The 12,385-nt window shown below is 38.0% G+C and carries 16 protein-coding genes; 12 read left to right on the top strand and 4 right to left on the bottom strand.

What is annotated here, in order from left to right:
- Positions 1–264: 264 nt before the first annotated feature.
- Entirely contained in the window at positions 265–567 is a 303-nt protein-coding gene (locus I6J02_RS18120; protein ID WP_201679221.1) for a winged helix-turn-helix transcriptional regulator, read from the bottom strand.
- Positions 568–711: 144 nt separating this feature from the next.
- On the opposite strand from I6J02_RS18120, the gene I6J02_RS18115 reads away from it, so the two are divergent.
- From I6J02_RS18115 to I6J02_RS18090, 6 genes are all read left to right on the top strand, one after another.
- Positions 712–1,311 (top strand): nitroreductase family protein, encoded by a 600-nt coding sequence (locus tag I6J02_RS18115; protein WP_201679220.1) that lies wholly within the window; start codon positions 712–714, stop codon positions 1,309–1,311.
- A gap of 156 nt (positions 1,312–1,467) precedes the next feature.
- Positions 1,468–1,809, top strand: coding sequence for a YciI family protein (locus I6J02_RS18110; RefSeq protein WP_201679219.1), 342 nt, complete (start codon positions 1,468–1,470; stop codon positions 1,807–1,809).
- Positions 1,810–1,832: 23 nt separating this feature from the next.
- On the top strand, positions 1,833–2,138 hold the full coding sequence (locus tag I6J02_RS18105) for a hypothetical protein (RefSeq protein WP_201679218.1): 306 nt from the start codon (positions 1,833–1,835) through the stop codon (positions 2,136–2,138).
- A 22-nt stretch (positions 2,139–2,160) separates the two neighbouring features.
- Positions 2,161–3,417: an RNA polymerase sigma factor gene (locus I6J02_RS18100; RefSeq protein WP_201679217.1), complete on the top strand. Its 1,257-nt coding sequence runs from the start codon at positions 2,161–2,163 to the stop codon at positions 3,415–3,417.
- Between the two features lie 240 nt (positions 3,418–3,657).
- On the top strand, positions 3,658–4,089 hold the full coding sequence (locus tag I6J02_RS18095) for a hypothetical protein (RefSeq protein WP_236582158.1): 432 nt from the start codon (positions 3,658–3,660) through the stop codon (positions 4,087–4,089).
- Positions 4,090–4,251: 162 nt separating this feature from the next.
- Complete coding sequence (locus I6J02_RS18090) at positions 4,252–4,713, top strand: hypothetical protein (RefSeq protein WP_201679215.1); 462 nt, start codon at positions 4,252–4,254, stop codon at positions 4,711–4,713.
- Positions 4,714–4,799: 86 nt separating this feature from the next.
- Here I6J02_RS18090 and I6J02_RS18085 read toward each other — a convergent pair whose 3' ends face one another.
- Positions 4,800–5,387, bottom strand: a complete 588-nt coding sequence (locus I6J02_RS18085; RefSeq protein WP_236582157.1) for an NUDIX hydrolase — start codon at positions 5,385–5,387, stop codon at positions 4,800–4,802.
- 22 nt (positions 5,388–5,409) lie between these two features.
- On the opposite strand from I6J02_RS18085, the gene pyrE reads away from it, so the two are divergent.
- The 4 genes from pyrE (at position 5,410) to trxB (ending at position 8,656) form a co-directional block, all read left to right on the top strand.
- Positions 5,410–6,057, top strand: coding sequence for an orotate phosphoribosyltransferase (gene pyrE, locus I6J02_RS18080; RefSeq protein WP_201679213.1), 648 nt, complete (start codon positions 5,410–5,412; stop codon positions 6,055–6,057).
- An 18-nt stretch (positions 6,058–6,075) separates the two neighbouring features.
- Positions 6,076–6,474, top strand: a complete 399-nt coding sequence (locus I6J02_RS18075) for an SRPBCC family protein (protein ID WP_201679212.1) — start codon at positions 6,076–6,078, stop codon at positions 6,472–6,474.
- Positions 6,475–6,705: 231 nt separating this feature from the next.
- Positions 6,706–7,656 (top strand): 3'-5' exonuclease, encoded by a 951-nt coding sequence (locus tag I6J02_RS18070; protein WP_201679211.1) that lies wholly within the window; start codon positions 6,706–6,708, stop codon positions 7,654–7,656.
- Between the two features lie 43 nt (positions 7,657–7,699).
- The gene (gene trxB, locus I6J02_RS18065) at positions 7,700–8,656 is read left to right on the top strand and encodes a thioredoxin-disulfide reductase (protein ID WP_201679210.1); all 957 of its coding nucleotides are present in this window, start codon (positions 7,700–7,702) and stop codon (positions 8,654–8,656) included.
- Between the two features lie 72 nt (positions 8,657–8,728).
- Here the strand turns inward: trxB and rnhA are convergent, their stop codons facing one another.
- Positions 8,729–9,229, bottom strand: coding sequence for a ribonuclease HI (gene rnhA, locus I6J02_RS18060; protein WP_201679209.1), 501 nt, complete (start codon positions 9,227–9,229; stop codon positions 8,729–8,731).
- A 111-nt stretch (positions 9,230–9,340) separates the two neighbouring features.
- Here rnhA and I6J02_RS18055 point away from each other — a divergent pair, with 111 nt between their 5' ends.
- Positions 9,341–11,176 (top strand): alpha-L-fucosidase, encoded by a 1,836-nt coding sequence (locus tag I6J02_RS18055; RefSeq protein WP_201679208.1) that lies wholly within the window; start codon positions 9,341–9,343, stop codon positions 11,174–11,176.
- 23 nt (positions 11,177–11,199) lie between these two features.
- The gene (locus I6J02_RS18050) at positions 11,200–11,889 is read left to right on the top strand and encodes an SIR2 family NAD-dependent protein deacylase (protein ID WP_201679207.1); all 690 of its coding nucleotides are present in this window, start codon (positions 11,200–11,202) and stop codon (positions 11,887–11,889) included.
- A gap of 220 nt (positions 11,890–12,109) precedes the next feature.
- Here the strand turns inward: I6J02_RS18050 and I6J02_RS18045 are convergent, their stop codons facing one another.
- A complete protein-coding gene (locus tag I6J02_RS18045) occupies positions 12,110–12,355 on the bottom strand; it encodes a hypothetical protein (protein ID WP_003005689.1) in 246 nt (81 codons plus the stop codon).
- Positions 12,356–12,385 lie beyond the last annotated feature (30 nt).

Below are 12,385 nucleotides of genomic sequence, written 5' to 3'. Positions count from 1 at the left end.
AATTAATTTTAGTATTAGAAGGGGTCTTAAGTTGTCTAAACTCACAAATTTAAGCAATTTATCCAGAAAGTAGATAATTCTATGTCTACAAATTTGCTCCGTACTTTCTTGATAAACAAAGAAATTGTAAGTATTACCAAAGCATAGCTTCTTGTTTATTATTAACTATTTCTATTTTACGGTGGAATTCACCTGACAGAAACAGCAACTGTTATTCATATTCTATTATAAATGTATCATTCGTCAACCTTAACAGCTAACACATTACTGTGGCATGACCTTTATCCGGTTATTAGCTGCCGCAGTTTCTCTTCCCCACTTTGCGACGGCTTCCAGCAAAGGAATAAGTGTCTTACCAAATTCCGTCAATTCATAATCTACTTTAAGAGGAGGTTTGCTCGTATGGACAGTACGGATTATCAAACCGTCTTCCTCCATTTCCTTTAATTGAAGACTTAAAGTTCTTTCTGTTATCAACTTACATTCTTTTCTCAGTTCACTATATCGTTTTTTTTCGATTAAATGAATGAGGATTACCGCTTTCCATTTACCTCCTATGTACTTCATAGTCAGGCTCGTGCTGCAGGGATATTTTTTATCGTCTATACAATACATCTGTTACTGTCTTTTTTGACCGTTATTGCAAAGATAATACACTATACTTAGTTTTGCAACAGTAAAAAGTATAGTATAAATTTAAATGTAAACAATATGACTTTTCTAAAACTTGCAGAAAGCAGATACACCACTAAAAGCTACTTTCCGGCACAAAAGATTTCAGCTGAAAAAATCGGAACATTGAAAGACATTATACGGTTAAGTCCGTCGTCCATAAACAGTCAGCCATGGAAGTTTACTTTCGTTTCGGATGAAAAAGTAAAAAGCGAATTGGCTGCAGCCTCTTATTGGAATGCTGAAAAAATCAATCAGGCCAGTCACTTGGTTGTCTTTAGTGCCATTGATGATATTCATGCCTTTGAAAAACAAATTGCAGAACACCTTCCGGAGGGTTCGGTAAACTATTATAATCAATTTTTGAAACCAAAAGAAGAGCGTGATATCAAAAGCTGGCTTCAGCATCAGGTATATCTTTCTCTTGGATTCTTTCTTTCGGCCTGTGCCAGCCTGCAGATAGACAGCACACCCATGGAGGGAATTCAAAATGAAGAATATGATAAAATTCTTAAATCTGAAGGGTATAAAGCACTATTTGCGGTTGCAATAGGATACAGAAATACGGCTGACAACAATCAACCATCCCTTAATCCTAAATCCCGTTTGCCGTTTGAACAGGTCATTAAGTCGATATAATTATTTGTAGATTTTTTTAGGAATTTTTATCGGGTATTTCAATTTTAGTATCAAATACTTTGCTTGTAAAATCAATAATCACTAATTTGTTTTTGAAAAATGTCCCTCTTTTAAAAAATCAATCGTCATTAGGTCGAACATTAAAATAGTTAAAAAATGAAAGAATTCACATTAATCTTCAGACTAAAAGACATTTCTGATTTTCAACCTTCACCAGAGCAAATGCAGGAAAGAATGAGTTGGCTGGCTGGCATAGCGGCGCAAAATAAACTGGCGGACAAAGGAAATACTCTTTTACCTTCATCCGGAAGTGCTAAAACAGTAAAACCGGATAACATAGTCACTGACGGACCTTATACGGAAATTAAGGAATTTATAAGTGGCTATATTGTAGTAAAAGCAGAAACCATTGATGAAGCTATAGAAATGGCAAAAAGCAATCCGGTATTTAAAATTGGAGGAAGTATTGAAGTAAGAGAAGTTTTAAAAAGAGATTAACAATCCTGAAAAAAAAGTTTTTTATGATCGTAGTAAAAGTAACGTATACTGTAAACCGTGAATATGTAAATACCAATAAAGAAAGGATACAAAATTTCCTGACAGACTTTAAAAAATTGGACAATACGCAGTTTCTGTATTCAGTATTTCAAAAAGAAGATGGTGATACATTTGTCCACCTTTCTCAGTATCAGAATAAGGATATCCAGCAGGAATTGCTGAATACGGCAAGTTTTATACATTTTCAGGAGCAGCGGGATAAAAACCTGGCTTCTGAACCTCAGATTGAATTTTTAAATTTCATTGGAAATTCAGAAGATACACGATAACGTATTAAGAAAGGTGTGAACATTGTCTGATAAAGAAGTACATAACGATCTTTTACCTCACTTATTCCGACAGGAATATGCTAAAATGACGGCTGTTCTATGCCGTCATTTTGGTTTACATGATATTGAAATGGCAGAAGATATTGCAAATGATACTTTCCTGAAAGCCTCTGAATACTGGGCAATTAATGGTGTCCCTGAAAATCCAACAGCCTGGCTCTATACTGTAGCAAAAAATAAAACAAAAGATTACTTCAAACACAGAGACATTTTTGAATCCCGGATCAAAAAGGAAATAAAATCCGATATGCCTGAAGCTGAGCATGAATTTGAATACAGCGACGAATTAATTGCAGACAGTCAGCTGGCTATGATCTTTGCTGTTTGTAATCCTGCAAATTCACAAGAAAGCCAGATTTGTCTTGCGCTGCAAATTCTTTGCGGATTCAGTATAGAAGAAATCGCCAATGCCTTTTTAATACCTGCTGAGACTGTGAAAAAACGGCTGCATCGTGCAAGAACTCTTCTTCGGAATAACAGTTTTCAGATCAGCGGATTAACCGAATCACAAATTAAATCCAGACTGGAAGCTGTTCTCAAAACATTATACCTCTTGTTTAATGAAGGCTACTTTTCAAAATCCGGAAAAAAACAAATCAAAACTGACCTTTGTTCTGAAGCCGCAAGACTAACCTTATTCTTAACTGAAAATCCGATAACAAATACAGCACAGACAAATGCGCTGCTCGCATTGATGTGTTTTCAGAGTTCAAGACTGGAAGCAAGGGCAGGAGTGAACGGGGAGAGTATACTTTTTGATGATCAGGACAAAAGCTTATGGGATCAATCGCTGATACAGCGTGGAAATTATTATCTCGTACATGCTACAGCAAATTCCGCCAGTTCTCCTACAAAATATCATTTAGAGGCTGCCATTGCCTACTGGCATACCACAGAGACAGTTACTAAATGGACAAATATATTACAACTGTATGATCAGCTTATTTTAATGGAATCCTCTCCAATAGCAGCACTAAACAGAGTCTTTGCTTTTGCGCAGGTATATGGGAAAGATAAAGCAATACTAGAAGCTAAAGAACATAAATTAATCAAAAATAGTTACTACGAAGCGCTGATGGGCTATCTGCATACTCCCGCGGATATTGACAAATCAATGGTACATTACAGACAGGCTATTAAACTGACCAAATCTTTAATTGAAAAGCAGATGCTTCAAAAGGAAGTGGAACGCCTGGCGCTGTCAAATAGTCAACACTAAGAAATAGTATGGAGAAGATAAGTCTTGTAACAAGTATCTTATTATATCAATAATACCTCTTTTCATTTTGAAACCTAAAGGATTGCCAAAATCCCCGGATTCAGGGAAACGTAGACATTCCTATTTTATCTATTTTTGGTGAATATGCAGCAATTAGTTTCGCTATCTCAAGATGAACTTAAACGATTAAAAAAGAAATCCCGCTTCAATTTCTGGATTGTTCCTGTGCAAATGTGTGCTATGGCTGTTATTATAACCTGGATATTCGGAAAAATATTAATCGGCCTGCTTGTCTGTGCTGCTGTACTAACAGTCTATACAATTGTCTCTCTGGTCGCATGGAAACATCCCTCTGTCACCGGAAACCATAAAACGATTCGCAGACAAATTGTAGAGGAAGTCCGTATAGAAGGTTCTGGATATAAATTGAAATACACTTCCGTTTATATAAGACTGAAGGAAGAAGCCGAAGCTACAGGAGCTGATTCTATTAATGATTTTCTGATTTATCACAGTTATGGTAGTATTGGCTACCAGCAGGATAAGGATTTACCAAAATACGGTAAAGAATTGGAAGGAAAGGTAATCGAAATAGAATATATCACCGAAACCGGACTGGTGCTTGATTTGCGTACTAAACCTCCTTATCAATTAAATGACACTGGCAAATAGATCTCTCCACATCCATTGATAATAAAGAACTTAACTTTCTTCTTTCCATTATCAAAAGTAAAATTTCTCTTAACATCTTTTAACAATAGTACATTAAACTTTAGGGCTTCCGATCGATCTATTAGATAAAATTAGTTCATTGATTACTAAAAAAAATCGAAGATGAAAAAAATGCTATTATTGGTAGGTCTTATGTCCGGATTGACATTTGCTACTTATGCTCAGGAAGTTCAAAGTAAACCTGTAAAAAGAACAGATCGAGGTGAAAAAATGATAAATAAAACTCCGGAAGAAATGGCAACCCTACAGACGGAGCGATTGGATAAGGATCTGAAATTTACAGAAGCACAAAAGAAACAAGTCTATGCTATCCAGTTGAAAAGTGCTCAAAAACAAAAAGAGGTTATGACGGATCAGAAAGCCGGTCGGGAAGCTTTCCGTGAAGGAATGAAACAAAATCAGGAAGAGCTTAATAAAGTACTGACTCCTGAACAACAAAATATCCTTAAAGAGAAACGTGCGCAACGCGGAGACCATATGAAAGGAAAACGTAAAATGGACGGTGAGCGCAGAAGTAAGAAAGCTGAAAAAACAGCTCCTGCTGAAGATAAAACTTCATTATAATATTAAGTTCATATTCCGATACATTTTAATTTAGTTTAGTTAGTTTAACAGACGGGCAGCCCTAATCGCTGCCCGTTTATTTTGTATTATTTTCTGATTTTTTTGATTACATCCAGAATCAGCGGATAGGTATTTTCTCTTACTTTTTTCAATCGGGAAGGAGTGAGCCATTCTGCCTCTGTAATATCCTCTTCATGCTGTGGAATTAATTTAGGAACTTTATTAATTCCCATGCGATACCAATTGGTTGCTTTCAGCACAAATTTACCGCGCATATAATAAGTATGATAGGTAGTAATAAGTCTTGGACCCAGATAATCAATTTTAACGCCTGTCTCTTCCTCCACTTCACGCACAGCTGCAACTTTCATTTTTTCAGCTTCTTCAACCTTTCCTTTTGGTAGGTCCCAGTGTCCTAATCGGAAAATGAAAAGATATCCTCCTTCACCATTTTCAACCAAACCACCGGCAGCCTTAATAATTTTTGCCTTATCCAATATTTTTTTAAAAACTACTTCAAATTCCGGATGGATATACAGATAAGTTATAGGTTCGGTACTCTGCGAAGACTGCGTGAAAAGTTTTTCCAGGTCAATTTCTTGAATGCCAATTGTTTGAGGGTTTTCAATGTTCTTAGGAACGAAATCTGTCAAAATTAAAACAGATTGGTTCATATAAATTTTATAAATTTGCTGCATGAATAATTTAAATGAGGTTGAACAAAAAGTTGCTGAATCCTTACTGCAAATTAAAGCAATTAAATTGCAACCTAAAAGTCCTTTTACATGGGCTTCGGGATGGAGATCACCAATTTATTGTGATAATCGTATTACATTGTCTTATCCGGCTATCCGTACTTACATCAGACAAAAACTTTCTAAACTCATTCAGGAGGAGTTTGGAAGTGTCGATATGATTTCCGGAGTTGCCACTGCAGGTATTCCTCAGGGAGTATTAGTAGCTCAGGATTTGGGCTTACCATTTACTTATGTTCGTAGCAGCGCAAAAGATCACGGTCGCCAGAATCTTATTGAAGGTGAAGTAGTGAGCGGACAGCGCGTGGTGGTAGTGGAAGATTTGGTATCTACAGGAAAAAGCAGTCTTCAGGCCGTAAAAGCTCTGCGTGAAGCGGGTTGTAATGTAGTTGGTCTTGTGTCTATATTCAGCTATGGCTTTGATGAAGCTGTACAGAATTTCGCAGAAGCCAAATGTGCTTTTTTCAGCCTATGTGATTATAATGCCTTAATTCAGGTAGCAGCAGAACGCAACTACATTATGGAAGAAGATGTTGATATCCTGAGACAATGGCGCGTAAGCCCATCTACATGGGAAGCAACGGTATAACGTTAAATTTTATAAAAGATGACCATTATTCAAAGTAATACAGAAATCAATAAGTCTATAGCTGAAGTATATCTGTTTTTGGCAGACTTCAATAATCACGAAGGACTGATGCCTGAAAATATTTACAATTGGTCATCTACAGCAGACGAAGCCAGATTTACTATCCAAAATATGGCCAAGCTGGCTTTGAAGATAGAACTGCGGACTCCCAATGAAGAAATAGTAGCTGTACCCAGTGAAAAAGCACCCTTTGATCTGACGCTTCGCTGGAGACTGATATCCGTATCAGAAACCGAAACAAAAGCTAACTTTGTGATAGAAGCAGATTTGAATATGATGATGAAAATGCTGGCTTCAGGTCCGCTTCAGAAATTAGCGGATCATCAGACAGCAAAACTAAAAGAACTGTTAGGATAATACTAATATTTTATAACGTAAACAAAAGGGAGCTAGATAGTTCCCTTTTGTTGTTTATTATAATACGAATGAAACAATAGTGCTGAAAATGCACTGTTACACAAGTTGTATGCCCAGATAGATTTTTATATTTAATTTAAATTTATAATGCTATTGTCATTCTGAAATGATAATGCCATATTTGAAACTTTACTTTGTATTTTTGTATAATTTAGCTAGAAACATTCATTCATGGAACTGAAATTAAAAAGACCATTGGCATTTTTTGACTTAGAAACCACTGGTGTAAACATCCCTTTAGATCGTATTGTTGAGATCTCTATTCTAAAGGTGATGCCTGACGGTAATAAAGAAGTGCTGACGCACCGTATTAATCCGGGAATGCCTATTCCAGCTGAATCATCTATGTTTCATGGTATCTACGATGAAGATGTAAAAGACCTTCCTTCATTTAAAGAACTGGGGCAGGAGATAGCAGATTTTATAGGAGATGCGGATCTGGCAGGTTATAATTCCAATAAGTTTGATGTTCCGATGCTAATGGAAGAATTTTTACGTGCAAATATAGACTTCTCACTGGAAGGCAGAAATTTTGTCGACGTTCAGAATATCTTTCATCAAATGGAGCAGCGCACACTAAAAGCTGCATACAAATTCTATTGCGATCAGGATCTGAATAATGCACATACGGCAGAAGCGGATGTCACTGCAACATACGAAGTGTTAAAGGCACAGTTGAGCCGTTATGAAGATGTTATATTTGAGGATAAGCATGGTAACCAGAGTAAGCCTGTAGTGAATGATGTAGAAGCACTGCATGCGTTTACGAATCTGAGCAAGCCCGTGGATTTTGCAGGTCGTATTGTATATAACGAAGACGGTGTAGAGGTTTTCAGTTTTGGCAAGCACAAGGGGCGTCCCGTAGAAAATGTATTTGAAATAGAGCCAAGTTACTATTCATGGATGATGCAGGGTGACTTTCCACTATACACGAAAAAATGCCTGGAGCGGATATGGACACGGTTTAAAGAAAACAGAAAGTCAGCTGCTCCAATACCAGCTTCCACACCTGAAGAAAAAAAACAGGTGAAAAAAGATTTTCAGCAGAAAAACAATCCGTCAAAAGGTAAGGCCATTACTACGGATATGTTAAAAGATCTGCAAAGTAAATTTGGTAAATAAAAAGATAATATAAATCATACAAATAACTATTATTCATAATTATATGTCACAAGAAAGAGAACATATCAAATGTTTGATTATCGGTTCAGGTCCTGCAGGTTATACTGCTGCTATCTATGCAGCGCGTGCTGACCTCAAACCAGTTATATATACTGGTCTGGTACCGGGAGGACAATTGACACAAACTACAGATGTAGATAATTTTCCGGGATATCCAAAAGGTATTATGGGTCCGGAGTTAATGGAAGATCTCAAATCTCAGGCAGAACGTTTTGGCACAGAAGTTCGGTTTGGTTATGTCACCAAAGTGAATCTGGAAAGCGAAATAAAAGAGATAGAGATCGATGGGTCCAAAGTTGTTACTGCAGATACTGTTATTATTTCAACAGGAGCTACAGCAAAATGGCTAGGATTGGAAAGTGAGCAGAAATACAACGGATTTGGAGTCTCTGCCTGCGCTGTCTGTGACGGATTTTTCTTTAAAAACCGTGAAGTTGCGATTGTTGGGGCAGGAGATACAGCCGCTGAAGAAGCGACTTATCTGGCTAAACTGGCATCGAAAGTACATATGCTAGTTCGTCGTGATGAATTCAGAGCTTCTAAGGCTATGGTACATCGTGTTATGAATACTCCGAATATTGAAATTCACTACAATACTGAAGCAGTTGAAATTCTTGGCGATGGTCAGGTTGTTACAGGTGTAAAAGTGATCAATAATCAGACACAGGCCACTACAGATATTCCTGTTGACGGCTTCTTTGTTGCGATCGGACACAAACCAAATACAGAACTATTCACAGGTGTATTGGACATGGATGAAACCGGATATCTGATCACTAAAGCAGATAGTACACAGACGAATATTGAAGGTGTATTTGCATGTGGAGACGTACAGGATCACATTTACCGTCAGGCTATCACTGCTGCCGGAACAGGCTGTATGGCTGCATTAGAAGCAGAACGTTATTTAGCTGCTAAAGAGCACGCTATAGCTGAATAAATTCAATAAAAAAACGTCATTGCTCCAGCAATGACGTTTTTTTTATTCCATTATATAATCTGTAAGGGATAATTATCCCAGCGCTTTTTCTTCCTGCTCAAAAACAGAGTCAATCTTCCAGTTCGCTTTATCTTTTGATGCAGCTACCGCCAGTTGATCACATCGCTCATTATCCGGATGCCCGGCATGTCCTTTTACCCAGACCAGACGCACCTGATGTAACTTATAACTTTTCATCAGACGTATCCACAAATCTTTATTCTTTTTACCCTGAAAGCCTTTCTGTATCCATCCGTAAACCCATTTTTTATCAATGGCGTCAATAACATATTTTGAATCTGAATAAATGGTTACCTGCTGTTGCGGACTTTTTAATGCTTCCAGCCCGATAATGACAGCCATCAACTCCATCCTATTGTTGGTGGTTCTGCGAAACCCTTCAGAAAAAGTTTTCTCAATCAGTTTACCTTTGAATGCTTCATTTTCACCACTATAACGGGTGCGCAGAATAGTTCCGTAACCTCCCGGTCCCGGATTACCGCTCGAAGCTCCGTCCGTATATAATTCGATCATTGGTAACAAAGTTACTTCTAATCCGCTAAAATACCTGATTTAAGTTTGAAAAATCAGGTATTTGTTCTAATTTTCATGCTTTTAAAGACATCTGATTAATTTGTAAACTTAATGAAGAAGAGAACTATTATAGCTGTACTGCTTGGGTTAACTGTTCAATTAACAGCACCTGCTCAGCAGCCAACAGAAAACAAAGAAAAAATGGAGTGGTTTGAAGACGCCAAACTCGGCATATTTATTCACTGGGGAATCTATTCTGTACAGGGAATTTCAGAGTCCTGGGCATTTTTCAACAATTACATCAATCATGAAAATTATATGAAGCAGCTAAATGGATTTACTGCTTCGAAATATAAACCGGATGAATGGGCACAACTGATACACGATGCAGGAGCGAAGTATTCAGTTATCACCACCAAACATCATGACGGCGTATCCCTGTGGGACAGTAAAGCAGAGAAAGCTATCACTATAAAAAAGGATGCACAGGCGAAAAAGGATGTATTAGATCCCTTTGTCAAAGCATTACAAAAAACCGGACTTAAGACCGGATTATATTATTCATTGCCCGACTGGAGTCATCCTTATTACGATGTAAATACCCGAACAAGGAAGCGCTACAGTCTCCAGGACGAACCCCAACGCTGGGCAAACTATGTTAAATACTATCAGACTCAGCTTAATGAATTATCTGAACGCTATCATCCGGATCTGATCTGGTTTGATGGAGATTGGGAACACAATTCAGAAGAATGGAAAGCACAGCAGACTCTGGCCAATCTGCGTAAATATAATCCGAATATCATTATCAACTCCCGTCTTAACCATCACGGGGATTACGACACGCCTGAACAGGGTATTCCGGTTGTCAGACCATCTGCAGCATATTGGGAGCTGTGTTATACCATGAATGATTCCTGGGGATACCAGGCTTTTGACAAACACTACAAGACACCCAATATGATTGTACGTACACTGGTAGATTGTATCAGTATGGGCGGTAACCTGCTGCTGGATATTGGCCCCAAAGAAGATGGTACTATTCCACAGGAACAGGTGTCTATTCTTAAAGAGCTTGGTCGCTGGACCGGACTTCACAAAGAAGCTGTATACGGTACACGTGCAGGAATTCCATTTGAAAATTACCAGGGCAAATCTTCTCTGTCAAAAGATGGAAAGACAGTTTACCTGTATCTGGATGCTGTAAAGCGTGTAGAACATCTGACAGGTATATCTTCTGCCTTAAAGGGAGCAACTGTTGTCGGACAATCCGGAATCAAAATTCCTTACGCACAAAACGGATCTGCTATAACACTGGATCTGAATACAGTCAAATTTGATCCGGCAGTTACCGTATTGGCACTTCATTTTGACACAAAACCAACCTTTATTAAAGCAGAGCCGGCAGCAACAGATATCAACACCTTGCTTAAAAGCAAAAATACAGAGGAGGCAGTTTATCAGATTTCGAAGCAACTTTATTCAGGTCATAACCTTCTGAAAAATAACGGTATTACCATCGATGGCCTAAACATGAACTTACCCGGGCAAAAGCAAGCAAATCCGGCTATTGTAAACTGGATCAGCAAACATGCTGAGGCCTTGTATGAAACAGGGGCAGGAATACCTGACGGACATTATGCAGGTCTTACCGCATTGTCAGCAGACAGACAGACGCTCTATCTGTTTGTTGAGGGTAAACCAACAGGTCCGGTTGCCTTAAAGGGATTGAAGAATACGGTTGCACGTATCCGTGTTGTAGGTGAAGGATCTATGATTGATCATGATATCTACAACAAACTATACTGGAGTGCTATTCCGGGAATTGTGTACATCAATGTACCCAATGAGCGTCTGGACAATCATCTCTCCGTTATTGCTGTCCTCTTAGATAAACCGGTAGAACTCTACAGGGAAAAAGTCGGGGCAATAGAAAGCAACTTATAGACAGAACACAGCAGTTATTGAATATGAAAAGAATCGTTGTATTTACAGGAGCAGGAATTTCGGCCGAAAGCGGGTTAAAAACATTCCGGGGTAATGACGGCTTATGGGAAGGTAATCGTGTAGAGGATGTGGCCACCCCGGAAGCATGGCAGCGAAATCCTGCTCTGGTACAGCAATTTTATAATGAACGTCGCAGACAGTGTCTTATAGCCAAACCCAATTCTGCACATCAGGCATTAGTGAAGCTCGAAGACCAGTATCATGTGGATATTATTACACAGAATATAGATAATCTTCATGAACGTGCAGGAAGTAAGAATATTTTACATCTGCATGGACAGATCACACAGTCACGCTCATCAAAGGATCCGTCCTGCATTTACGATATCAAAGGAGAAGAACTAAAGATGGGGGAGTTGTGTAAATGGGGAAGCCAGCTAAGACCTAATATTGTATGGTTTGGAGAAGCTGTGCCGGCCATGATTCCGGCAATGCGGATTGCCCAGCAGGCAGATATACTGATTGTGATCGGAACATCACTTCAGGTGTATCCCGCAGCAAATCTTATTCATGATATCCTTCCGCATTGTGAAATATTCCTGATCGATCCATCAGCAGATCAGTATCGTGTACCGGAGAGAACTGTAACTATAGTTGCAAAAGCATCAGAAGGAGTGCCGGAATTAGTTGCGCAATTACTACATCAGATTTAGATTTATTTGGCAAAATAATGTAGCCAAATATAATTTTGTTAATAGTAATAAGTATTTGAAAAACAGTATAATAGTATTATTAATATAATCTTTTTAATTACATTTCATGTTTTCCATATTTACCCCGTAACAACAAAGGGCCAAATTTAATTTGGCCCTTTGTTGTTTATTATTATAAAAACCTTATATTCAAAGTGTTTACATATTATATGTAACACATCTATTGATATCTGTCATAACTTTCTATAAAGCTTTTACGCATTTCCTGAAAATGGTTCAGCACCTGCTGAATAAACGTTTCATCCAATAATTCAAACACACCATTGACACCACCTACCACATCGGTTTCAGCGAGCTTGTAGGATTGTTCAAGAACACCCTGTTCAAATTTGATAATAAATTTTTGGTTCATGCCAAAGATGGAAATCTTACAATCCGGATGAGGCAATTCTGCTAATACTCTCATATTATTTTTGTATTTTCTTAATTCAAATAA

This window comes from Sphingobacterium spiritivorum, assembly GCF_016725325.1.
Lineage (GTDB): Bacteria > Bacteroidota > Bacteroidia > Sphingobacteriales > Sphingobacteriaceae > Sphingobacterium.
Note: the sequence above shows the minus strand (reverse complement) of the source record. Positions and strands in the feature narration are given on the sequence as shown.